Source organism: Rhodococcus sp. APC 3903 (assembly GCF_030407755.1).
GTDB classification, from domain to species: domain Bacteria; phylum Actinomycetota; class Actinomycetes; order Mycobacteriales; family Mycobacteriaceae; genus Rhodococcus_F; species Rhodococcus_F erythropolis.
Map to the genome: position 1 here is coordinate 1 of NZ_JASDCV010000003.1, position 22,909 is coordinate 22,909.

The 22,909-nt window shown below is 62.9% G+C and carries 19 protein-coding genes, 2 tRNA genes and 1 pseudogene; 15 read left to right on the forward strand and 7 right to left on the reverse strand.

What is annotated here, in order from left to right; genetic code table 11:
* From QMA15_RS04655 to QMA15_RS04680, 6 genes and pseudogenes are all read left to right on the forward strand, one after another.
* Nucleotides 1-167: pseudogene (locus tag QMA15_RS04655) on the forward strand (hydroxylase); the annotation flags it as partial.
* A 166-nt stretch (nucleotides 168-333) separates the two neighbouring features.
* Nucleotides 334-2,013 (forward strand): energy-dependent translational throttle protein EttA, encoded by a 1,680-nt coding sequence (ettA, locus tag QMA15_RS04660; protein ID WP_007730925.1) that lies wholly within the window; start codon nucleotides 334-336, stop codon nucleotides 2,011-2,013.
* Nucleotides 2,014-2,017: 4 nt separating this feature from the next.
* The gene (locus QMA15_RS04665; RefSeq protein WP_019749099.1) at nucleotides 2,018-2,437 is read left to right on the forward strand and encodes an acyl-CoA thioesterase; all 420 of its coding nucleotides are present in this window, start codon (nucleotides 2,018-2,020) and stop codon (nucleotides 2,435-2,437) included.
* A gap of 99 nt (nucleotides 2,438-2,536) precedes the next feature.
* Nucleotides 2,537-7,384, forward strand: coding sequence for an NAD-glutamate dehydrogenase (locus QMA15_RS04670; protein ID WP_279163984.1), 4,848 nt, complete (start codon nucleotides 2,537-2,539; stop codon nucleotides 7,382-7,384).
* A complete protein-coding gene (locus QMA15_RS04675; protein ID WP_003944573.1) occupies nucleotides 7,381-7,800 on the forward strand; it encodes a thioesterase family protein in 420 nt (139 codons plus the stop codon). The genes QMA15_RS04670 and QMA15_RS04675 overlap by 4 nt, the downstream gene beginning before the upstream one ends.
* Nucleotides 7,793-8,479 (forward strand): hypothetical protein, encoded by a 687-nt coding sequence (locus tag QMA15_RS04680; protein WP_019749097.1) that lies wholly within the window; start codon nucleotides 7,793-7,795, stop codon nucleotides 8,477-8,479. The genes QMA15_RS04675 and QMA15_RS04680 overlap by 8 nt, the downstream gene beginning before the upstream one ends.
* Before the next feature lie 66 nt (nucleotides 8,480-8,545).
* Here the strand turns inward: QMA15_RS04680 and QMA15_RS04685 are convergent, their stop codons facing one another.
* Complete coding sequence (locus QMA15_RS04685; protein WP_060939155.1) at nucleotides 8,546-10,144, reverse strand: glycoside hydrolase family 13 protein; 1,599 nt, start codon at nucleotides 10,142-10,144, stop codon at nucleotides 8,546-8,548.
* 163 nt (nucleotides 10,145-10,307) lie between these two features.
* Between QMA15_RS04685 and QMA15_RS04690 the strand changes: the two genes are divergently transcribed.
* A complete protein-coding gene (locus QMA15_RS04690; RefSeq protein WP_021344735.1) occupies nucleotides 10,308-10,742 on the forward strand; it encodes a cupin domain-containing protein in 435 nt (144 codons plus the stop codon).
* 4 nt (nucleotides 10,743-10,746) lie between these two features.
* Here QMA15_RS04690 and QMA15_RS04695 read toward each other — a convergent pair whose 3' ends face one another.
* Entirely contained in the window at nucleotides 10,747-11,154 is a 408-nt protein-coding gene (locus QMA15_RS04695; protein ID WP_003944464.1) for a globin, read from the reverse strand.
* A gap of 335 nt (nucleotides 11,155-11,489) precedes the next feature.
* Between QMA15_RS04695 and QMA15_RS04700 the strand changes: the two genes are divergently transcribed.
* The 3 genes from QMA15_RS04700 to QMA15_RS04710 all read left to right on the forward strand — a co-directional run bounded on the left by QMA15_RS04700 (nucleotide 11,490) and on the right by QMA15_RS04710 (nucleotide 12,883).
* Complete coding sequence (locus tag QMA15_RS04700; protein WP_019749093.1) at nucleotides 11,490-12,035, forward strand: HNH endonuclease; 546 nt, start codon at nucleotides 11,490-11,492, stop codon at nucleotides 12,033-12,035.
* 118 nt (nucleotides 12,036-12,153) lie between these two features.
* Nucleotides 12,154-12,417, forward strand: coding sequence for a hypothetical protein (locus QMA15_RS04705; RefSeq protein ID WP_007730943.1), 264 nt, complete (start codon nucleotides 12,154-12,156; stop codon nucleotides 12,415-12,417).
* Nucleotides 12,404-12,883 (forward strand): DUF5130 domain-containing protein, encoded by a 480-nt coding sequence (locus tag QMA15_RS04710; RefSeq protein WP_279163983.1) that lies wholly within the window; start codon nucleotides 12,404-12,406, stop codon nucleotides 12,881-12,883. Before QMA15_RS04705 ends, QMA15_RS04710 begins: the two co-directional genes overlap by 14 nt.
* 71 nt (nucleotides 12,884-12,954) lie before the next feature.
* On the opposite strand, the gene pepN is transcribed toward QMA15_RS04710, so the two are convergent.
* Together pepN and QMA15_RS04720 are read right to left on the reverse strand one after the other, a co-directional pair.
* Nucleotides 12,955-15,534, reverse strand: a complete 2,580-nt coding sequence (gene pepN, locus QMA15_RS04715; protein WP_279163982.1) for an aminopeptidase N — start codon at nucleotides 15,532-15,534, stop codon at nucleotides 12,955-12,957.
* Between the two features lie 65 nt (nucleotides 15,535-15,599).
* Nucleotides 15,600-16,835 (reverse strand): FAD-dependent oxidoreductase, encoded by a 1,236-nt coding sequence (locus tag QMA15_RS04720; protein ID WP_279163981.1) that lies wholly within the window; start codon nucleotides 16,833-16,835, stop codon nucleotides 15,600-15,602.
* 166 nt (nucleotides 16,836-17,001) lie between these two features.
* Here QMA15_RS04720 and QMA15_RS04725 point away from each other — a divergent pair, with 166 nt between their 5' ends.
* A complete protein-coding gene (locus QMA15_RS04725) occupies nucleotides 17,002-17,625 on the forward strand; it encodes a DsbA family protein (RefSeq protein WP_003944541.1) in 624 nt (207 codons plus the stop codon).
* Here the strand turns inward: QMA15_RS04725 and QMA15_RS04730 are convergent.
* A complete protein-coding gene (locus QMA15_RS04730) occupies nucleotides 17,613-18,491 on the reverse strand; it encodes a M48 family metallopeptidase (protein ID WP_290283735.1) in 879 nt (292 codons plus the stop codon). The two genes, QMA15_RS04725 and QMA15_RS04730, sit on opposite strands and share 13 nt — an antisense overlap.
* Nucleotides 18,492-18,591: 100 nt before the next feature.
* Between QMA15_RS04730 and QMA15_RS04735 the strand changes: the two genes are divergently transcribed.
* Nucleotides 18,592-19,065 carry a ribose-5-phosphate isomerase gene (locus tag QMA15_RS04735; RefSeq protein ID WP_003944571.1) on the forward strand — a complete coding sequence of 158 codons (474 nt, stop codon included), beginning with the start codon at nucleotides 18,592-18,594 and terminating at the stop codon, nucleotides 19,063-19,065.
* Between the two features lie 15 nt (nucleotides 19,066-19,080).
* Entirely contained in the window at nucleotides 19,081-19,878 is a 798-nt protein-coding gene (locus QMA15_RS04740; protein WP_020908236.1) for a DNA-formamidopyrimidine glycosylase family protein, read from the forward strand.
* On the opposite strand, the gene QMA15_RS04745 is transcribed toward QMA15_RS04740, so the two are convergent.
* Both QMA15_RS04745 and QMA15_RS04750 read right to left on the reverse strand, forming a co-directional pair.
* On the reverse strand, nucleotides 19,875-20,669 hold the full coding sequence (locus tag QMA15_RS04745) for a hypothetical protein (RefSeq protein WP_050768698.1): 795 nt from the start codon (nucleotides 20,667-20,669) through the stop codon (nucleotides 19,875-19,877). The two genes, QMA15_RS04740 and QMA15_RS04745, sit on opposite strands and share 4 nt — an antisense overlap.
* Before the next feature lie 193 nt (nucleotides 20,670-20,862).
* Nucleotides 20,863-20,936 (reverse strand) — tRNA-Gly (locus QMA15_RS04750).
* Between the two features lie 399 nt (nucleotides 20,937-21,335).
* On the opposite strand from QMA15_RS04750, the gene QMA15_RS04755 reads away from it, so the two are divergent.
* Both QMA15_RS04755 and tig read left to right on the forward strand, forming a co-directional pair.
* A tRNA-Pro gene (locus QMA15_RS04755) sits at nucleotides 21,336-21,409 on the forward strand.
* A 115-nt stretch (nucleotides 21,410-21,524) separates the two neighbouring features.
* Complete coding sequence (tig, locus tag QMA15_RS04760) at nucleotides 21,525-22,898, forward strand: trigger factor (protein ID WP_019749086.1); 1,374 nt, start codon at nucleotides 21,525-21,527, stop codon at nucleotides 22,896-22,898.
* Nucleotides 22,899-22,909: the final 11 nt, after the last annotated feature.

Sequence of the window (22,909 nt, forward strand, 5' to 3'; positions counted from 1 at the left end):
GTTCCGGTGGTGGCGCGTTGCAGTTGAACACGCCGATGCAGCGGTTCTGGCGTGATGCTCATGCCGGTCTCGCGCACGCGATCCATGTGCCTGGTTCCATTTTCCATTCGTCGACGCTCTCGCAGCTCGGTGGCGAGCCGAAGGGCATCCACCGGGCAATGATCTGAGCCGTCCTGGGGACACCCGGAGGTGTCCCCGTCGCGGTTTTCGTGGGGGTCGATGAGCATGTCGGTGAATCTGGTCGATGACCTCGGACTGTCCGCAGAACCCGGATCGGAGTGAGCGCCAACGCGCAATGTGGGTTATAGGACAAACACCGATAGGCTGGCGGTCATGGCTGAGTTCATTTACACGATGAAGAAGGTGCGCAAGGCGCACGGTGACAAGGTCATCCTCGATGACGTCACGATGAGCTTTTACCCCGGCGCGAAGATCGGTGTCGTCGGACCGAACGGCGCTGGTAAATCCAGCATCCTCAAGATCATGGCCGGACTGGACCAGCCGGGCAACGGCGAGGCATTCCTGGCTCCGGGCGCGACCGTCGGCATCCTCATGCAGGAGCCGGAGCTCGACGAGACCAAGACGGTTCGCGAGAACGTCGAGGACGGTCTCGGAGAGACGATGGTCCAGCTCAAGCGGTACAACGAGATCGCCGAGCTGATGGCCACGGATTACTCCGACGAGCTCATGGAAGAGATGGGCGAACTGCAGGAGAAGCTCGATCACGCAGACGCGTGGGAGATCGACTCGCAGCTCGAGCAGGCTATGGACGCCCTGCGCTGCCCCCCGCCGGAAGAGATGGTCACCCACCTCTCCGGTGGTGAGAAGCGACGCGTTGCGCTCTGCAAGCTGCTGCTGAGCAAGCCCGACCTCCTGCTCCTCGATGAGCCCACCAACCACCTCGACGCCGAATCTGTCCTGTGGCTCGAGCAGCACCTCGCTGCTTACCCCGGCGCAATCCTCGCCGTGACCCACGATCGTTACTTCCTCGATCACGTCGCGCAGTGGATCTGTGAAGTCGACCGCGGACGCCTGTACCCGTACGAGGGCAACTACTCCACCTACCTGGAGCAGAAGGCTGCACGCCTCGAAGTTGCCGGCAAGAAGGATCAGAAGCTGCAGAAGCGCCTCAAGGACGAGCTCGCATGGGTTCGTTCCGGCGCCAAGGCCCGCCAGGCCAAGAACAAGGCTCGTCTCGATCGCTACGAGGAAATGGCGAACGAAGCCGAGAAGACCCGCAAACTCGACTTCGACGAGATCCAGATCCCGGCACCGCCGCGCCTGGGTGACGTGGTCGTGGAGGTCTCGAACCTCGACAAGGGCTTCGACGGCCGCGTGCTGATCAAGGATCTTTCGTTCACGTTGCCGCGCAACGGAATTGTCGGCGTCATCGGCCCCAACGGCGTCGGTAAGACGACGCTGTTCAAGACCATCGTCGGTCTCGAGGAGCCTGACGCCGGTGAGGTCAAGATCGGTCAGACGGTCAAGCTGAGCTACGTCGACCAGAACCGTTCCGGAATCGACCCCAAGAAGACGGTCTGGGAGACCGTGTCCGACGGGCTCGATTTCATCGTCGTCGGCCAGACCGAGTTCCCCTCGCGTGCGTACATCAGCTCGTTCGGTTTCAAGGGCCACGATCAGCAGAAGCCGGCCGGCGTCCTCTCCGGTGGTGAGCGCAACCGTCTGAACCTGGCGATGACGCTCAAGCAGGGTGGCAACCTGATCCTGCTCGATGAGCCCACCAACGACCTCGACGTCGAAACCCTCGGCTCGCTGGAGAACGCTCTCGAAGAGTTCCCCGGCTGCGCCGTCGTGATCTCGCACGATCGCTGGTTCCTGGACCGCACCTGTACCCACATCCTCGCGTGGGAAGGTGGCTTCGGCGACAACGAGGCAGCTTGGTACTGGTACGAGGGCAACTTCGAGGGCTACGAGGCGAACAAGGTCGAGCGACTCGGCCCCGACGCCGCACGCCCGCACCGCGTGACTCACCGCAAGCTCACCAGGGACTGATCCGGTGTCCGACGTATACACAGCGCAGATCCAGGTCCGGTGGGGCGATTCCGACCGGTTGGGTCACGTCAACAACACGCGTTACGTCGAGTACATGCAGGAAGCTCGCATCCAGTTCCTGGAAGCGAAACTGGCGCCGCTCGGCGGCCGGCCGGGATACCTCGTGGTTCGAAAGATGACCATCGAGTTCCTCAAGCCGGTCACCGATCGGTCCGGTCCGTTGAACGTAGAGATCTTCACGACTCACGTCGGGACTTCCTCGTTCACGGTTCGGCACGTCATCCGTGACAACGCGGGTGTCGAATGCGCCTTCGGCGACGCGTTGATGGTCGGATTCGACACCGTGTCCGAAAAGTCCAGACCGCTGGCGGACAGCGAACGTGCGGTGCTCGAAGCATCGCTTGTTCAGATGACGACATCGTAGATTTCGTTTCTCAGTTCACCCTAGGTACTGGTTGCCGCGGCTAGTCTCGAGTCAGAGATTGGTCGCGGCGATCAGAACCCACAAGGATGTGAGCCAGGAATGACAGACCGTGTACGGCAGCAGGGCACAGGCCTCGACGAAGCGACGTTGTTGACGCGTCTTCGCGAGGCCTTTTTCACGCACATCGACGAGGGTGACAGCGACGACGTCATCAACGGTCGATCGGATCGAGTCCTGCTCGCGCATCTCGCGCTCGGGAGGCAGCGGACGCCAGGCACGGCCGTATGGCGTGTGTACCGCCCGTCCGGATCCGAGGGTCTCGGCGCTGCCGTCCAGATCGTCACCGACGACATGTCGTTGCTCGTCGAGTCCGTTACGGCGATGCTCAACCGACAAGGCGTGGGAATCAGTCAATTCGCCCATCCGATCCTGACGGTTGAACGCGACAACGCGGGCAATCTGATTTCCTTGGGCGACAGCGGTATCCAAGAATCCTGGATGCACGTCCAGTTGGACTCCGAAGTCGAGGATTTCGATCTCGACGCGATCGAAGCCCACCTCGGCAAAGTGCTCGCGGACGTCCGCCAGGTGGTTGGTGACACCCCGGACATGAAGGCACTGCAACTGCGCGTTGCCGACGAGTTGGAGAGTGCTGCAGAAACTGCCTCCGGGAGGATCACCCCCGAAGAATTCTCCGATACCGCTCGACTGCTCCGGTGGATGGCGGACGGAAACTACGCCGTACTCGGATACCGGCGATTCGAGGGCACGAAGGACGGCTCACGCACGGTCGCCGGCAGCGGGCTCGGCGTGCTGCGTTCCGACGCGGTCACCGAAGGCCCGATGAGTTTGCCTCCAGTTGCAGATCTCCCGGATCGACCGCTTCTGGTCCTGACGCAGGGATCGTTCCCCGCCACGGTGCACCGCGCTGTCTACCCGTACTTCGTGGGCGTGTCGATCCTCGACGACGAGGGAAACATCGTGGGGGAGCACAGATTCCTGGGTGTGTTCACCGTGGTCGCACTCCACGAGAACGTTCTCGCGATTCCCCTGATCGAGCGACGCGTCCGCGAAGTCATCGCGCGTGCCGGTGTCGACCTGCATTCGTACTCCGGGCAGGCGATGCTCGAGGTCATCCAGTCCTTCCCGCGCACCGAGTTGTTCTCGAGCGATGCCGAGACCTTGTTCGAGACCGTCCACGCCGTGCACAGCATCGGGCTCCGCCGCCAGGTGCGACTCTTTGTCCGCGAGGACACGTTCGGACGGTTCGTATCCTGCTTGGTGTATCTGCCTCGCGACCGGTACACGACGCGGGTGCGACTGGCGATGCAAAACCTGTTGTGGCGCGAATTCGGCCCAGGCACAGTTGATTACACCGCCCGGGTTACCGAGAACGATCTTGCGCTGTTGCACGTGACGATCCGGCGCGATCCGGACAGTGAGCCGGTTCATCTGGATGTCTCCGAGGCCAACCGCGAGCGAGTTCAGGCCCTGCTCACCGAAGTCAGTCGTAGCTGGGACGACCGCATCAACGACCTTGTTCGCGACATTCCGGGTGTGGATCCGGAACTGGTGCAACGGTATTCGCGGGTACTTCCCGATGGATACAAGGAGGACTTCGAGCCGTCACGCGCGCTGGCCGACATCGCCAGGCTCGAGGCGTTGGCGCCAGGCGCGATCGACGTACTGCTCTATCGCGCTGTGGACTCCGCGCCCGGTGCCTGGCGCTTCACGCTCTTCGTCGGCGGCGACGGCATCTCGCTGAGTCAGGTGCTCCCCGTGCTGCAGTCACTCGGCGTCGAAGTTCTCGACGAGCGGCCGCACGTCGTGCAGCGACTCGACGGCGTTCAGTGCTGGATCTACGATTTCGGATTGTCGGTACCGGCGGACCTTCGGGCGTCGGTCGAGATCGACCTCGATGCGCAGGTGCCACTCGAGACCAGTACCGCCCCGCTGACCGAGGTCCAGAAGCGATTCACGGCTGCATTCGGTGCAGTCTGGTTCGGCCGGGCAGAAGCTGACCGATTCAACGAGTTGGTGCTGCGGGCCGGAATGTCCTGGCGGCAAGCCGTGGTGTTGCGTGCTTACGCAAAGTATTTGCGCCAGGCCACATTTCCGTACAGTCAGTTCCACATCGAAGGAATCGCGCTAACGCACCCGCAGACCGCGTTTGCATTGGTGCAGTTGTTCGAGGCGATGTTCGACCCCGAGAAACAGGACGACATTCGCGTCGCCGAATTGGACGAGCAGTTGCGTGCGTCCATCGACGAGGTGCTCAGCTTGGATGCCGATCGCATTCTGCGTGGAATGTTCTCCTTGGTGAAGGCGACCTTGCGTACCAATTTCTACGTCGTCGACGCCGATGGCCGCTCTCGCGACTACCTGTCGGTCAAGCTCGATCCCTCGCGGATCAGCGAGTTGCCCAAGCCGCGGCCGGCTTTCGAGATCTACGTGTACTCACCCGAGGTCGAAGGCGTCCACCTGCGATTCGGCGCAGTCGCGCGCGGCGGACTCCGCTGGTCCGACCGGCGCGAGGATTTCCGCACCGAGGTGCTCGGCTTGGTGAAGGCTCAGGCCGTCAAGAACGCGGTGATCGTGCCGGTCGGCGCCAAGGGCGGCTTCGTCGTGAAGAATCCGCCTCTGCCGACGGGTGATCCGGCCGCTGATCGAACGGCGACGCTGGAAACGGGCAAGGCCTGCTACACCACGTTCATCTCCGGATTGCTCGACATCACGGACAACGTGCACGCGGCCACCGGCGAAGTTGTGACGCCGGATCGAGTGGTGCGCAAGGACGATCAGGATCGCTACCTGGTGGTCGCCGCGGACAAGGGCACGGCGACGTTCTCGGATCTCGCGAATTCGGTTGCCGCCAAGTACGACTTCTGGCTCGGCGACGCGTTTGCCTCCGGTGGCTCCGTGGGATACGACCACAAGGGCATGGGAATCACCGCTCGCGGCGCCTGGGAAAGCGTCAAGCGGCACTTCCGCGAACTCGGGGTCGACACGCAGACGCAGGATTTCACGACGGTAGGCGTCGGCGACATGAGCGGAGACGTGTTCGGCAACGGAATGCTCCTCAGTCGGCACATCCGTCTGGTGGGCGCGTTCGACCATCGACACATCTTCCTCGATCCGAACCCGGATGCACCGAGCTCGTTCGTCGAACGTCAACGACTTTTCGAGTTGCCACGGTCGTCATGGGCCGACTACGACAAGAGCCTGATCAGTGAAGGTGGCGGCGTCTGGGACCGCACGGTCAAGTCGGTTCCGATCGCCGAAAGCGTCAGAATCGCACTGGGTCTGGCCGAGGGGGTCACGAAGCTCTCGCCGCCGGAATTGATGCAGGCGATTCTGTCGGCACCGGTGGATCTGCTGTGGAACGGCGGAATCGGTACATACGTCAAGGCTTCGACCGAGACGAACGCGCAGGTCGGAGACAAGAGCAACGACGCGGTGCGAGTCGACGGTCAAGACCTACGAGTCAAGGTGATCGGTGAGGGCGGCAACCTCGGCGTGACTGCTCTGGGACGAATCGAGTTCAGCGCCAACGGCGGTCACATCAACACCGACGCCATCGACAACTCGGCCGGGGTCGACTGCTCCGATCACGAAGTGAACATCAAGATCCTTCTCGATTCGCTCGTGCGTTCGCAGTTACTGCCGACGCAAGAACGGAATCCGTTGCTGGCGTCGATGACCGACGACGTGGCGGCGTTGGTGTTGGCGGACAACATCGCCCAGAACGCGCTGCTCGGAATCTCCCGCGTGACCGCGCCGCAGATGCTCGGTGTTCACCGCCGTCAGTTGACGGATCTGACCAAGGCACGTGGCCTTGACCGCAAGCTCGAGGCGTTGCCGACCGACAAGGAGATCGAGCGTCGACTCGAGGCCGGTGTGGGTCTGACGTCGCCGGAATTGGCGACGCTGACGGCGCACGTCAAGCTTTCACTCAAGGACGATCTGCTCGCAACCGAGTTGCCGGACAACGATTTCTTCGCCCAGCAGATCCCGCAGTACTTCCCGACCGCTGTTCGCGATCGGTTCGAAACGGAGATCAAAGCACACCCATTGCGGCGGCAGATCGTCGCGACGATGCTCGTGAACGAAGTGATCGACAACGGCGGAATCACGTACGCCTACCGCTTGGCCGAGGAGACCGGAGCGAGCAGTACCGACTCGATCCGCGCGTACGCCGCTGTGCGAGAGGTCTTTGCGCTCGACGAGGTGTGGTCGCGAATCCGCTCGGCCGGCGTCAGTGCAGAGATCGAAAACGAGCTGATCGTGGAGTCATGCCGCTTGCTCGACCGCGCGTCGCGGTGGTTCCTGGCCAATCGGCCCCAGCCGATCGCGGTCGGCGCCGAAGTTGCGCGCTACTCGGCAGCGTATCGGGCGACGGCGCCGCTGGTTCCGGGGCTGCTCGCCGGCCACCAGCTCGACGATCTGCTCGTGCGCGCTCAATCCGTGATCGATCGCGGGGCTCCGGAAGCGTTGGCGCTGGACGTGTTCCGACTGCTCGACGTCTACTGCCTGCTCGACATCGCGGATATCGCCGACATCGCAGATCACGACATCACCGAAGTCGCGGAGCTGTATTACGCCTTGGACGCGCATCTGGGAATCGACTGGCTGCTGAGCGCGGTCTCGGGACTCGAGCGCGGCGATCGCTGGCACTCGCTTGCTCGGCTCGCGTTGCGAGACGACCTCTACAGTTCGCTGCGGCAGTTGACGATGGAGGTTCTGGCCGGCGGCGAGCCGGGGGAGTCGCCGCAGGAGAAGATCGACGAATGGGAATCGACCAACGCCTCGCGGCTGAGCCGAGCGAGGGCAGCTCTCGTCGAGATCTTCGAGTCTGGGACGCTTGACCTCGCGACGCTCTCGGTGGCGGCGCGTCAGGTTCGTAGCATGGTGCGCAGCATGGGCACCCGATCGGAGGTAGGACGTTGAGCGAAGGATTCCACGCCGAAGTTGTGGTTCGGTGGTCCGACATGGATGCCTTCCAGCACATCAACCACGCACGGATGGTGACGTTGCTCGAAGAGGCGAGGATTCCTTGGTTGTTCGAAGACTCGCGCCCGACGGTCACCCTGCGTGACGGGGCTGTGATTGCCGATCTCCATGTGCGGTACCGCGGGCAACTGCGGCACGACGATTCACCGCTCGATGTCTTCATGTGGGTGGAAAAGGTTCGCGCGGTGGACTTCACCATCGCGTACGAGGTTCGCCCCCGCGGCGCCGATCTCAGCGTCCCGCCGTCCATCGTGGCATCGACTCAGATCGCGGCCTTCGATATCGACACTCAACGTCTGCGCCGCCTCAGCGGGCCCGAGCGGGAGTACTTGGAGAGCTGGCAACGTGCATGAACGTGTCCTGACCGTGCCCGAGGAGGCCGAGCGAAAGAACTTGGCCGGCTTCATCGGTCACGCCTTGCGTTTGGACGAGTCCGCGGTCATCCGAATGCGTCGACGCGGCGATGCGCACCTGAGCGTCTGGGCGTCAACGGGTTTCGACGCTCTGGCGACGCGAACCGTGGCGGGCACCATCAACCCTGACGACACGTCGGCTGCCGGCGATCAGTTGCTCTCGGCGGTGGAGCAGGCAACAGGTGAGCTGATCGATCCGGGGTTCGCCATGGATTCGGCGTGGCGTGGGGCGTTGCCGCCGATGGACGGCTTCGAGCACCTGGACGACGTACCCGCCCGGGTGTTGATCGAACTGGCGCAGCGGGGCAACGCCTTGGCGCTCGAGCATGGAAGTAGCCACGGCCCGCCGGCGTCGTTGCTCGATCAGGACGTGCTCGAGGTCAGTGGTCCGTCAGGCACGGTCGGGATCTCGATGCGAGTTATTTTTGCCCTGACCGCAATGGGATTCGTTCCGCACGCCGGATCCGAAGCGATGACTGCGGACATCGATCTCGAACAGATCGACGCGTCGGAACTGGTTCGGGTGCGGGCGAGTAGATCGTGGGTGCGCCTCGATGCACGGTTTGGTTCGATCTACCGTCACCGCGGTGGTTCGATACCGCTGATGGTTGCGCGGTAGGAGTTCAGGCGACGGCCACCACCAGCGCGATGGGGCCGCCGCCTGACGACGTGCGAGAGTGTTCGGTCAGATCAGCCACGCCGCAGCGTTGACGGGCAACTGACCGTCGACGAGTGGTGCGCTGCTCAACAGCAGCTGCCCGCTCGGCAGTGCGATCGGCACCTCCGTGGTGTTGAGAGCACAGATCAGACCGCCGCGTCGACGGAAAGCGAGGCAGCCGGGGGGACTGCCGTACCAATCGATGTCGGTGCCGGAAAACTCCGGCCTGGCGCTGCGAAGTTCGAGGGCGGCGCGATACAGCGAGAGCATCGAGTCCACATCCTCGATCTGAGCCTCCACGGTGAGCGTCGACCACTCGGCCGGCATCGGCAGCCAGGTGCTCGCACCGGTGGTGAATCCGAAAGGCGGCTCGGTTCCTTCCCAGGGAAGGGGCACTCGACAGCCGTCGCGTCCTCTCTCGGCATGCCCGGATCGTTCCCAGACCGGGTCCTGTAGTGCATCGTCGGGCAGGTCGACGTTCGGCAGGCCGAGTTCGGCTCCGTTGTAGATGAAGCTCGCGCCCGGAAGCGCCAACTCGACGAGGATCATCGCCCGTGCGCGTTGCGTTCCGATCTCGCCCCCGCCGTAGCGCGTGACTTCACGTTCGACGTCGTGATTCGACAGTGTCCACGTGGGCACACCCCCGACCTCGGCGACGGCCGCGAGGGAGTTCTCCACGGCCTCTCGGACGGACTCGGCGGAGAATTCGGTTTCTGCAAGCCGGAAGTTAAATCCGAGATGCAGTTCGTCTGGCCGGATGTATTCGCCGAACTTCTGGTTGTCCTTCACCCAGATCTCGCCGACGGTCATCGCCTCCGGGAACTCGTCCATGACCTTGCGGATGCCGCGGTGGATTTCGTGAACTGCCGGATTGTTGAACCGCGGGTCGTCGTCGGAATTGCGCATGAGCTCGTTGAGCTCCCAGTCGTGGTCCGGCAAACCGTCCGGCTTGGCCATTCCGTGGGCCACGTCGATGCGGAATCCGTCGATTCCGCGCTCGAGCCAGAAGCGCAGAGTCTTGGCGAGGTCGTCGAAGACCTCGGGGTTGTCCCAGTTCAGGTCCGGCTGTTCCTTGGCGAAGATGTGCAGGTACCACTGGCCGGGTGTTCCGTCGGCTTCGCTGACGCGGGTCCATGCCGGGCCGCCGAAGATGCTCGGCCAGTTGTTCGGCGGTTCGTTGCCGTTTTCACCTTTGCCGTCTCGGAAGATGTAGCGGGATCGCTCCGCAGAACCGGGCGCCGACGCCAGGGCTGCCTTGAACCACTCGTGCTGATCACTCGTGTGGTTCGGGACCAAGTCCATGGTGACCTTGATTCCGCGCTCGTGGGCCGACGTGATCAGCGAATCCATCGTCGCCAGATCACCGAACAGGGGATCGATGTCGCGAGGATCCGAGACGTCGTAGCCGTGGTCTGCCATCGGTGACTTCATCACCGGGCTCAACCAGATCGCGTCGATGCCGAGCAGCTCGAGGTAGCCGAGTTTCTCCTCGACTCCGCCGAGGTCGCCGATACCGTCACTGCCCGAATCGGCAAAGGAACGCGGATAGATCTGATAGAAGACCGCCTCGTTCCACCACGGGGCTTCGGGCCGGCTTACAGAGGACGAATCCGCGGGGGTGCTCACAGCAGTTCATAGTGCCAAACGTCTGGCACTCTCACGACTTGGACACGGCAAAAGCGTGACTCTTTACCTAGCCTTGGTGTACTTTGCATTCACGCGGTGACTCCATGTGGCAACTTTGGTGTTACTGCCGGGGGAGAAGTATCGAGAATACAACCAAGGGGGCTTGGCCTTGACTTTGTCGGCAATCGAAGCGGTCAGTTTGGATCACGTACTGCTCGACGATGATCCGATCAACCGTGACTGGATAATCTTCGGCACACCGGTTGCACGGTCGGCGCAATGGTCGGCGAGTAAAGACGGGACCACGACTACGCACGTCTGGGATTGCACGAAGGGGCGCTTCCGCTGGTACTTCCATGCGGACGAAATCGTGCACATCATCGAAGGGTCGGTCACCGTTCAGGGCGACGGAATCGCGAAACGAACCCTGGGCGTCGGCGATGCCGCACTGTTCCGGGCGGGCAGCTGGTCGGAGTGGGAGGTCGAAGAGTACGTGCGCAAGCACGCAATCTTGAGTTCTCCCCTGCATCCCACGGTGTCGTTCGGGGTACGGGCAGCCCGCCGGATCGCGCGTGTGTTCAGGCCGAAGGCGAAGTAAACGGTCAGATGGCGGAGTTCACCATGGACGCAGCAGCCATCTCCATGTAGTCGATCAACTGCTTGCGGTGCACCGGGCTCAGGGTCTTCTCGTCGATGGACGCGATGGCGACGTGCATGCACCTAAGCCACGCATCACGCTCGATCGGGCCGATCACGAAAGGATTGTGGCGCATCCGCAGACGCGGATGCCCACGCTCCTCCGAGTACGTGTGCGGCCCGCCCCAGTACTGCTCGAGGAACATCCGCATCCGCCGCTCTGCCGGGCCGAGATCGGCCTCGGGGTAGAGCGGGCGCACAACCTCGTCCTTCGCGACTTCTTCGTAGAATCGCGCGGTGAGCTTGTGAAACGTCTCGGCTCCGCCGACGGCGTCGTAGAAGGTCTGCTGCACGTCGTGCTGTACGTCATTCATGGCAAGTTCCATTGTGCCTGACGGCCGTAGTGGTCGGTTTCCGGGTCGACGACGGTTGCATCGGGTCGGAATGCGTACCCATTCACCGGAAATTCACCGGCCGTCCTGGCAATTTTGTTCGAAATGGGAGTGCGTAACGCGATCATCCGTGGTCAACTTGGGGGCAGTCTCCCGGAGGTCGTATGAAGAACCGACATGCTGCACGCAATCACCGACAACTCCAGCCCACTAGCGCGCGGAACGACCACGCGTTAGGGGCTGTTCTGGAAGTTGTTCCTGACGGGTTCGCGCACACTGCTGACCCACTCTTTTCCGAAGAGCATTCTCACCTCGAGATGTTCCCTCCCGATCGCGTTGTGCCCGAGTGGGTAAAACGTCGGGTGCTACTGCTCAACGTCACGTACGAACCGCTGACCGCCCTTCCTGCCAGGCGCGCGGTCGTACTGATGGCCTGCGGCAAGGCCGATACCGTCCACGAGGACGAACAGGGCCCGGTAGTCCATTCTGCGGACTGGTCGGTGCAGGTTCCCTCGGTCATTCGATTGCGCACCTATGTGCGCGTTCCGTATCGCGCCCGCATCCCCATGACTCGTGCCGCACTGATGCATCGTGACCACTTCCGATGTGCGTACTGCGGAGCCAAAGCCGAAACCATCGACCACGTCGTTCCTCGCAGCCGAGGGGGCGGGCATTCGTGGGAGAACTGCGTCGCGTGCTGTGCCCCCTGCAATCACCGCAAGGCCGACAAGATGCTCAGCGAACTCGGATGGACTCTCCGTGCGGAATTGGTTCCCCCGTCCGGTCCGCATTGGCGTCTGCTCGCGGCGACCAAGGAATTGCATCCGGCGTGGATGCCGTATCTCGGCGTGGGCGCAGCCTGAGCTATGTGTCGGCGTGGGCGCAGCCTGAGCCGCGTTCTGTGGTCACGGAAACGAAATTGCCCGAGAATTTGTGGCCCTGACGCTTTCCTTCCTGGCGTTCTGGGCTACCTTATCTGGTGTGAGCATTCTCGAGGTAGTACTGATATACGTTGGGATTCCGGCCTTGATCACCGCGTTCTTCGCGGCTGCGTCCTTCCTCGGGAAGAAGACGCCGGGACCGGTTCCGCCGGCGTTCCATCTCGGTGAGTCGTGGGATCACGCTCCCGTGCTGTGGAGTGCTGTCGACGAAGTCACCGTTCGCGGTGGCCATCACGGCAGTGCACACGCAATCGAAGCCGGTTCGGCTGATCTGATCGGAGGGTCCGCAAGTGGCAAGTGGTGATCATTCGACCGCGCTCGCAGTAGCGCCCGAGGACCTGCCCGTCGGCAGCGTCGTCACGTCCAGCGGACGCGTTTCCGGTGTGCACCGCATCGGCGAGCCGTTCACCGACGATCTTCCGTTCGAGACCATGGATCTGGTCGCGCTCGACGTCGCGATGACCGAAGCGACGCGGGCCACCAAGGTGCGATTCAACGCCTACATCGGTGATCTCGGTTCTGATCCGGCAGCGGGTGCCGACGCACTGTTCCCGACCACGCCCGAAGCCGAGCGTTCCGTGCTGATCGCCGTCTCGCCCAACCAGCGCACCGTCGAGGTACGGAGCGGGCGGGCAATCGCCGATCGGGTCACTGATCGCGTTACCCAGCTCGGAGCAACGGCAGCTGTTGCATCCTTCAGTGAAGGCAACCTGATCGACGGAATGATCAGTGCCATCCGCGTTATGGCAGCCGCAATTTCAGCGCCGTAACTGTTTGTCAGACACAGGCCGGTGCCCGCGTCGATTCGTGAGAATCGACGCGGGCACCGGCCTTTCGCATGTCAGCTCGCGTCGAACTTTCGTGCTGCCAGTGAACGAACCACACCGGCCTGGCCTTCGACGACCAGACGACGTAACGCGGGAGGGATGTCGCCTTCGAGGAATCGGTCTGCCGCCGCGACGGATTCTGCGGAGATCGACCACGCCGGGTAGAGCCCGATGACGACGGTCTGTGCCACTTCGCTCGAGCGTCGTTCCCACACCGCCGCGATGTCGGCGAAGTAACGGGAGACGAAGGGTTCGAGCAATTCGTCCTGGCCTTCGCGAGCGAACCCGCCGATGATCGATCGCGCGGTGATGTTGGGCACCGAGTCGTCGCCGACGACCTTCGCCCAGACCTCTTCCTTGACAGCGGCCTGCGGACGTCCGGCCGCGGCCGCCGCGGCTTGACGAGCGCCCGCAGCGGTCGGGTCACGCTGGGCTTCGGCGTCGATGAACGGAGTTGCGGTTCCTTCGGCGTCGATCTCACCGGCAGCTGCCAGTGCCCCGACGATGCGCCAGCGCAGGTCCGTGTCGACGATCAGGCCGTCGAGCCCAACGGTGGAGGGATCGGCGTCGAGCAATTCGCGCAGTACCTCGGTGTGCCACGGGGAGAGTGCTGCACCGGTGAGTGCGTTGACGAATGCCAGCTGGTGGTCGGACCCGGCCTCTGCCTCACGTGCGAGTTCGAGCAACCGATTGGCGAAGCTCGCCGCACCTTCGGCCTCGGCCCAGGCCGGATCTGCGTAGGAGCCGATGGCGGTTTGGGCTTGGAGCAAGAGACGTTGCACCACACCGACTTCGGTCTCCGAACTGATGCCGCGCTCGACCAGTGCGACGAAGTCGCGCGCCTTCAGTTCGGCCTGACGGGTCATTTCCCACGCCGCCGACCAGACCAGGGTGCGGGGGAGTGAGTCGGTGATGTCGCCGACCCGCTCGATCGCCGTCGCCAAAGATTCGGGATCGAGTCGCACGGAGCCGTAGGTGAGATCGTCGTCGTTGACCAACACGAGTGCACCGCGGGCGACGCCGACAAGTTCGGGGACATCCGTGCTTTCCACAGCATCGAGGTCGAGTTCGACGCGATGGCTTCGTACCAACTTGCCGTCGACGTCGTCGTAGATGCCGATGGCGATCCGGTGGATTCGCCGCTCGCCGGCGCCTGGTGCCGCACCGTCCTGCAGGACGGCGAAGCGGGTGAACTTTCCGTCTGCGTCGACATCGAAGTCGGGGCGCAGGATGTTCAAACCGGTGGTCTTGAGCCACTGCCGACCCCAGTCGGAAAGGTCACGGCCCGAGGACTTTTCGAGTGAGCCCAGCAGATCGTCGAATGTTGCGTTTCCGAATGCGTGCTCACGGAAGTACTCACGCAGTCCGGCGAGGAACGGCTCGAGTCCGACGTATGCGACCAACTGCTTGAGGACGCTGGCGCCCTTCGCGTAGGTGATGCCGTCGAAGTTGACCTCGACGGCAGCCAGGTCCGGAATGTCCGCGGCAATCGGGTGCGTCGACGGCAACTGATCCTGGCGGTATGCCCACGACTTCTCGACGTTGGCGAACGTCGTCCAGGCGTTCGTGTACTCCGTGGCCTCGGTCTGGCACAGGACCGAAGCGAAGGTCGCGAACGACTCGTTGAGCCACAGGTCGTCCCACCACTCCATCGTGACGAGGTCGCCGAACCACATGTGCGCCATTTCGTGCAGCACCGTCTCGGCGCGACGCTCGTACGAGTAGCGGGTCACCTTGGAGCGGAAGACGTAGTCCTCGAGGAAGGTCACGGCGCCGGCATTCTCCATCGCGCCCGCATTGAATTCGGGGACGAAGAGCTGGTCGTACTTGCCGAAGGCATAAGGAACACCGAAGTTGCGGTGGTAGAAGTCGAATCCCTGCTTGGTCTCGGTGAAGAGCCGCTCCTCGTCCATGAACTCGGCCAGCGAAGCGCGGCAGAAGATTCCGAGCGGGATGTCGCCGTGCTCGTCGGAGTAGTTGTCGGTCCACTGCGCGTAGGGACCGGCGATGAGCGCCACCAGGTACGTGCTCATCTTCGGGGTGGTCCGGAAAACGTGCTTGCCGGGATCGGCGGCGAGGGTCTCGACGACCGCGGAGTTGGAGATGACCTTCCACGACGTGGGAGCGGTGACGCGGACGTCGAACGTGGCCTTCAGATCGGGCTGATCGAAGCACGCGAACATGCGCTTGGCGTCAGCCGTCTCGAACTGTGAGTAGAGGTAGACGGCGTCATCGGTCGGGTCGACGAATCGGTGCAGTCCCTCGCCGGTGTGGGAGTAGATGCAATCGGCCTCGATGACCAACTCGTTGTCGGCAGCGAGGTCGGGAAGGCTGATGCCCGTCGACTCGTCGTAGTCGGAGACGTCGAGTGCGGTGCCGTTGAGGACCGCGGAATGGACTCGGGCCGCGACGATGTCGATGAAGCTGCTTGCTCCGGCCGTAGCCGTGAACGTGACGGTGGTCTTCGAAGAGAACGTCTCCTCGCCGGGTGCGTCGTTGCCGTCGGTGAGATCGAGTTCGATCAGATAGTTCTCGACGGTCAGGATTGCTGACCGTTGCGCTGCGGTTTCGCGTGTCAGGTTCGGTGCGACCACAAAGATCTCCTCGTAGATGGTGCGGATCTATTACGCCCATCCCATCACGAAGAGAACGGCTTTACTCAAGCGGACACTTCTGCCAGCGGAATCTCCGGATCGGCCAGCCGCTCCGGATCGACAGGACGCGAAGAGGCGACCAATTCCTTGATGGCGTCACCGGCATCCCAGATGTTCACGTTCATGCCGGCGAGCACCTTGTTCGCGGAATCGAGCCAGAATGCCAGGAACTCGCGCTTGTCGACATCGCCGCGCGTGACGACACGGGAGTAGCCGCCGTGCGGCGCGTGACCCACGTATTCCATCCCGAGGTCGTACTGATCGGTGAAGAAATACGGCATGCGCACGTACTCGGCGGGCCGACCCAACATGGTGTCTGCGGCGGTCTCGGGTTGGTTGAGTGCGTTTGCCCAGTGCTCCACCCGAATTCGTGCATTCAGAATCGGATGCTGTGCGGCCGCGATGTCGCCTACTGCAACGACGTCGGGGTCGCTGCTCTGCAGACCGGCGTCGACGAGAACTCCGTTGTCGACGTCGATACCCGCCTCCGACGCCAACTCGGTGTTCGGCAACGCGCCGACAGCAATCAACACGGCGTCGGCCGGAATCACGGTGCCGTCGCTCAAAGTGACGCCGGCGGCGTGATCGCCGTCGACAGAGATTGCGCTGACGTCCGTGCCAGTGCGCAAGTCGACGCCGTTCTGGCGGTGCAGAGCGGCGAAGACCTCACCCATTTCCGGGCCCAGGGTCGATTCGAGCGGAAGGCCGGCATGTTCGAGCACGGTGACCTCGACGTCGAAACCGCGAGCCGACGCGGCAATTTCGAGACCGATCCAGCCGGCACCGATCACGACGAGCTTCTTGTCGGCGGCCAGGGTGCGCAGTAGCGCAGCGGCTTGATCGACTGTTCGTACGTAGTGAACGCCCTCGGCGTCGGACCCCGGGATGTCGAGGCGCCGCGAACGTGAGCCGGTGGCCAAGGCGAGCTTGTCGTAGCTGATCGTGGAACCGTCCGGAAGTGACACGGTGTGCGCAGCGGGGTCGATGGCCGTTGCCGTCGTTCCCGGACGAAGATCGATGTGATGGTCGCGGAACCACTCGCCGTCGTGGACGGTGAATTCGGGGAGTGTCTTCTTGCCTGCGAAGAACTCTTTCGACAGCGGCGGCCGCTCGTACGGAAGGTGGTCTTCTTCGCTCAATACGGTGATCTCACCGTCGAAATCTCTGTCACGCAGGGCTTCTGCGATCTTTGCGCCCGCGAGCCCGCCGCCGACGATCACGAATCTCCGGTTGGTGCTCATTACTGAACCACTCCTTCGTACTCGTTTCTTTTCGACACTACTGCGATCGGAAGGTGGTTCGGGGGAAAGCGCGGGAAGGATTGCGGGTTCATGATTGTTGGCAGAACGGGAGTATGTCCCAGAACTGATAGAACCTGACCGACATGAACTGATAGGGAGTTTCTTCGTGAGCGCAACCTCGAGTAAGACCACGGACACTGCTGACTTCTGGTTCGACCCGCTCTGCCCGTGGTGCTGGATCACCTCGCGCTGGATTCTCGAGGCCCAGCAGGTACGCGACATCGAGGCCAAGTTCCACGTGATGAGCCTTGCGGTTCTCAACGAGGGCCGCGACCTCCCCGACGAGTACCGCGAGATGATGACCAAGGCCTGGGGCCCGGTCCGCGTCGCTATCGCTGCAGCGCAGCTGAAGGGTGACGAGATCCTGCTGCCGCTGTACACGGCCATGGGTACGAAGATTCACAACGAGGGCAACAAGGACTTCGCCGACGTCATCAAGTCGTCGCTCGCCGAGGTCGGACTGCCGCCCGAACTGGCCGAGGCTGCCGACACCGACAAGTACGACGAGGCACTGCGTGAGAGCCACCACAAGGGCATGGACGCCGTCGGACCCGACGTCGGAACCCCGACGATCCATGTCAACGGCGTGGCGTTCTTCGGTCCCGTGCTGTCACGTATCCCGCGCGGCGAGGATGCAGGCAAGGTGTGGGACGGCGCCGTCGCGCTGGCCGGCTACCCGCACTTCTTCGAGCTCAAGCGGACCCGCAACGAGGATCCTCAGTTCGACTGAGCGGTAGTGAGCGCCGGATTTCGGTAGAGCTGACCGGGCCGGAAGAACAGATGCCCTGAGTGCGTGCGGTTGCGAAGCGCGGCCGCACGCCAGGTCAGCACCGGATGCGCCGACAAGATGTTGACGAACCACGGGAAGAAACCGGATTCGAGTGTCGCGCGATCGGCGAGTTCGTCGAACCCGACCAGACCCACGAGATACTTTCCGGCGCCGAGGACACCCATTGCGCCCGGTGCGCCCTGCGGGCGCATGTGAAAACCGAAGTTGTCTGCCGTGTACTCCATGGAACGCGACAGCGAAGATCCGATCACCGGAATGTAGTTCGACGCGAACTGTCCCCACTGGCGCCAGTACGACGCATGCCCAGCAGCGATGTGGCCGACCTCGTGACCGATGATGAATGCGAGCGCATCGGGCTCGCGGGCCTGCCCACCGACCTCGAACAGGTCGCTGTAGACGACGACGAAACGCCGAAATCCGTGCCCTGACGCAAATGCATTGATCCGTCCGTTCCCCAGCACGACGTAGGCATCCGGCGGAGTTTTCATGCCGAATCGTGCCGCAGCCTCGGCGACCAGCCGATACCCCTCGGGAAATTGCGAAGGCGTCATCTTGATTCCGTTGACCTGCTGCGATCCGTACAGCTGACCTCGCGCGAGGAACAGCAGGATCGGAGCCGCGAGCACCACGAGGATCCACGTCGACAGATCACCCGCAGCGATCAGAACGATCGCCACCACATAGGTGACGACTGTCGTCAGAACGGCGAGCACGAGTAGCGGGATTTCCCACGGGTGGCGAACCGCGTCACTGCCTGGTGACACACGAACGGCGGGTGCAGCGGCCTGGCCGTTGACGGGGTACATGGGCACCACGATAGGTGCGCTCGTGCGGCGATGCGTGTTCCTGAAAGTGTGACGTCGACCCGGGTGCGCCCGGCTGGTCGGGCCTGAGAGAATTGTCGCCATGCGCGTATACCTGGGTGCCGACCATGCCGGATTCGAACGTAAGAACGAGATCATCGAACACCTCAAAGCGAACGGCCACGAGGCCATCGACTGTGGTGCTCACGAGTACGACGCCGTGGACGACTACCCGGCATTCTGCATCGAAGCCGCAAAGCGCGTCGTTGCCGACGAGGGCAGCCTGGGAATCGTCCTGGGTGGCAGTGGCAACGGTGAGCAGATCGCCGCGAACAAGGTTCCCGGCGCACGGTGCGCTCTCGCTTGGAGCGTCGAAACGGCGAAGCTGGCCCGCGAGCACAACAACGCTCAGCTGATCGGCATCGGTGGACGTATGCATTCCCTCGAGGAATCACTCGCCATCGTCGATGCTTTCCTCGCCACCGCATGGTCGGGTGAAGAGCGTCATCAGCGTCGTATCGACATCTTGTCCGAGTACGAGAAGACCGGCGTCGCACCGGCTCTGCCGCAAGCCTGATCCGAAAGTTGTTCCGTGCCTGAAGGTCATACCCTGCATCGACTGGCACGGTTGCATGCCCGCAAGTTCGTCGGTTCACCGGTCCGCGTCCTCAGCCCGCAAGGCAGATTCGCCGAGGACGCGCGTCTGGTGGACGGACACGTACTCACGTCCTCGGATGCCTGGGGGAAGCACCTCTGGCACACCTATGACAACGGATTGACAGTTCACGTACACCTCGGGCTGTACGGAAAGTTCACCGACTCCGCCCTGCCGATGGAAGAACCGGTAGGCCAGGTCCGGATGCGAATGGTCGGTGCCGATTTCGGCACCGACCTTCGTGGTCCCACCGCCTGCGAAGTCCTACTGCCGCCTCAGGTCGCCGCGATCGAGGCCAGACTCGGGCCGGACCCACTGCGCCGCGGCGCGGATCCACACCAGGCATGGGTGCGAATCTCCAAGTCCAAGAAGGCGATCGGCGCGCTGCTCATGGATCAAGCGGTCCTGGCGGGTGTCGGCAACGTCTATCGCGCCGAACTTCTCTTTCGTCACGGAATCAGCCCTGAACGACCGGGGAATCTCATCTCTCACGACGAATGGACTGCCATGTGGGCAGATCTTGTCGAATTGATGAAGGTTGGTGTCAGGCGCGGGAAGATGCACGTCGTTCGCGCCGAGCACGACAACGGTGATCCGGCGTACGCGAAGGATCGTCCGCGGACTTACGTTTACCGAAGAGCGGGATCGCCGTGCCGCGTGTGCGGCACACCGATCCTGCATTCCGTCATGGAGGCGCGAAACCTGTTCTGGTGCCCGGTGTGCCAGTCGGTTTAGAAGTCGAAGCCGCCGAAGTCTCCGCCTCCGAAATCGCCGCCTCCGAAGTCCCCGTAGTCGCTGCCTCCACCGTCTGCGGTGAAATCGGTGTTGTCGACACTTCCTTGATCCGCGCCGGAGTCACCGGCGTCCATACCCTGATCTCCCGAGTCACCCTGATCTCCCGAGTCACCCTGGTCTCCCGAGTCGCCGGCTCCCGTATCGCCACCCTGCGCGAAAGCTTCTGCGCCGTAAGGAACCCCGGCCATGCCGGAGAACATGGTCGAGAACAGCATCATCGAACCCAGACCCCAGGCGCCGGCGACGAGGGCAGGCTTCCACCATGGCTCGGAGTACCAGCCGGCCGGGACCGGGCGTCCGGCGACTCGGCCACCGGGGTAGTAGTTGGGTGTGTGCGACGACGGATTGGGTGATGCCGCGACCTTGCGGCCCTCGAATTCGACCTCACGGTCTTCGGTGACCGAACCCGCAGCCTTCTGTCCGTCGATGGAAGGAACTTCCGGTCCCGGATCCATGCCCATTGCCACCCGCGCCGCGCGGATGTAGTAAAGCCCTTCCAGCGCAGTCTGTTTCGCGAGACGTGCCTGCACCGGCGTTGCGGCCTGATCGATCTGCGAGCCTGCGGCGTTGTACCGTTCGGCCGCGTCGGCGAGGGCTTGGCGCGACGCGTCGTCACTGCCGGTCAGGTTGTAGACCTGACCGCCGAGGCGTTCGATCGCCTGCCTGGCATCGGCTTTCGCGTCGTCGAGTTGTGTTGCGCTGTGGCCGGAACCGCGTTGCTGGCTTTTCATGACCAGAAATACGACTACGGCCAGAACGACGAGTATGAGAAGAATCGTGGTCACGAGTGGCCTCCCGAGCAGAATCGATCCGGACAACTCCAGGATACGGACCACAGGGGAGTGGCCTGAGTGCACAAAGTCTGAACACAAAAAATCCGCACCGGCCAGGCCGATGCGGATTTTTTTGGAGTTTCCCTCCTCATGGAGGGGATGACGGGAATCGAACCCGCGTGATCAGTTTGGAAGACTGAGGCTCTACCATTGAGCTACATCCCCGTGCATACGACAACTCGGGATCGCCGTGTTCGTCGTCTGCGATACGAAACTGTACCCAATGCCCCACCGGATTTCATAATCGGGGGGTTGGAGAAGTTCGATACCGTCGTTCACCTGGGGAATTGCCGAAATGCCCGGCGAGTCGGGGTGTCTTGCCTTGCGGCCCGGCTTCTGATTCCGGCTGTCATCACGTTTCGTTCAGCCAAGGCTGTATGTGGCGGCGGTCGGATGACATACTGACGGGGTCGGACAGGCGGGCCGTGTACAAACGACGGTCGGGTTCGTGAGAGAGTAGTGAGCGCGATAGGGTTGTGCGCGGTCACCGATGGTGGCTGCCTTTGTGGCCCGCTGTCTTTGTGGCCTCGGATGGCCGTATCGTGTGTTTCATGTGATCGGAAACGGGATGTAGCGCAGCTTGGTAGCGCATCCGCTTTGGGAGCGGAGGGTCGCAGGTTCAAATCCTGTCATCCCGACAAGTACGTACATGGCACTTCACCTCCAGTAAGTCCGGGAGTGAAGTGCCGCGCCAGACAGCAGTACCGATTCAACACAAGTTGTGAGCAAGACCAGACGAAGGAGCGAAGTTTCGTGAAGAGCACCGTCGAGCAGCTCAGCCCGACGCGAGTCCGTATCAACGTTGAGGTGCCCTTCGCGGAACTCAAGTCTGATTTCGACAAGGCCTACAAGGCCCTCGCGCAGCAGATTCGTCTCCCCGGCTTCCGTCCCGGCAAGGCTCCGGCTCGCCTCCTCGAAGCACGTGTCGGTCGCGGCGCTGTGCTCGAGCAGGTCGTCAACGACGCTCTGCCGTCGCGTTACTCCGAGGCTGTCACCAGCGCCGGCGTGAAGGCCATCGGCCAGCCCGAGATCGAGGTCACCAAGATCGAAGACGGCGAGCTCCTCGAGTTCACCGCCGAGGTCGACGTGCGCCCCGAGATCGAGCTCCCTGACTTCAGCTCCATCAACGTCGAGGTCGATCCGATCGAGATCACCGACGAAGCCATCGAAGAGCAGTTGCTTTCGCTGCGTCAGCGTTTCGGCACCCTCACCGGCGTCGACCGCGCAGTCGAGGACGGCGACTTCGTCTCCATCGACCTGTCGGCCACCGTCGACGGCGAGAACGTTGCCGAGGCAACCGCTAGCGGACTGTCGCACGAGGTCGGATCGGGCCAGCTCATCGAGGGCCTCGATGAAGCCATCATCGGCCTCAAGGCGGGGGAGTCCAAGGACTTCACGTCGACGCTGGTCGCCGGCGAGTACGCGGGCAAGGAAGCTGTTGTCACCGTGACCGTGCAGACGGTCAAGGAGCGCGAGCTTCCGGCTGAGGACGACGAGTTCGCTCAGCTCGCCAGCGAGTTCGACACCCTGGAAGAACTGAAGGCTGACCTCCGCGAGCGCGTCGCACGCGTCCGCAAGGTCGAGCAGGCCGGTCAGATCCGCGACAAGGTTCTCGAGCAGCTGCTCGAGACGGTCGAGGTTCCGTTGCCGGAAGCCGTCGTCAAGGCTGAGGTCGATGCTGCACTGCATGACGCCGTTCACGGTCTCGATCACGACGAAGAGGCACTGAACAAGCTCCTCGAAGAGCAGGGCAGCAGCCGCGAAGAGTTCGACAAGGATGCCCAGGAAGCCGCTGAGCGCTCCGTCAAGACGCAGCTCTTGCTCGACTCGATCGCCGATGCGGGCAACGTCACCGTCGGTCAGGACGAGCTCACCGAGCGCATCCTGTTCCAGGCGCAGCGTTACGGCATGGCTCCTGAGCAGTTCATCCAGCAGATCCAGCAGGCCAACCAGCTCGGCGCCGTCTTCGCAGACGTCCGTCGTGGCAAGGCTCTCGCGTCCGTCGTCGAGTCGGCCGGTGTCAAGGACACCTCCGGCGCCGTTGTCGACACCGCTGAACTGTTCGGCAGCAGCGAGGACGAAACCGAAGCGGATGCGTCTGATTCCGCCGAGAGCGAAGACAAGTAAAAACGCAGGCG

Coding starts and splice junctions, on each gene's coding strand:
- ettA (WP_007730925.1), top strand. CDS start 334: ATGGCTGAGTTCATTTACACGATGAAGAAGGTGCGCAAGGCGCACGGT.
- QMA15_RS04670 (WP_279163984.1), top strand. CDS start 2,537: ATGACAGACCGTGTACGGCAGCAGGGCACAGGCCTCGACGAAGCGACG.
- QMA15_RS04695 (WP_003944464.1), bottom strand. CDS start 11,154: ATGAATGACGTACAGCACGACGTGCAGCAGACCTTCTACGACGCCGTC.
- QMA15_RS04700 (WP_019749093.1), top strand. CDS start 11,490: ATGTTCCCTCCCGATCGCGTTGTGCCCGAGTGGGTAAAACGTCGGGTG.
- QMA15_RS04720 (WP_279163981.1), bottom strand. CDS start 16,835: ATGAGCACCAACCGGAGATTCGTGATCGTCGGCGGCGGGCTCGCGGGC.
- QMA15_RS04730 (WP_290283735.1), bottom strand. CDS start 18,491: ATGTACCCCGTCAACGGCCAGGCCGCTGCACCCGCCGTTCGTGTGTCA.
- QMA15_RS04735 (WP_003944571.1), top strand. CDS start 18,592: ATGCGCGTATACCTGGGTGCCGACCATGCCGGATTCGAACGTAAGAAC.
- QMA15_RS04745 (WP_050768698.1), bottom strand. CDS start 20,669: ATGAAAAGCCAGCAACGCGGTTCCGGCCACAGCGCAACACAACTCGAC.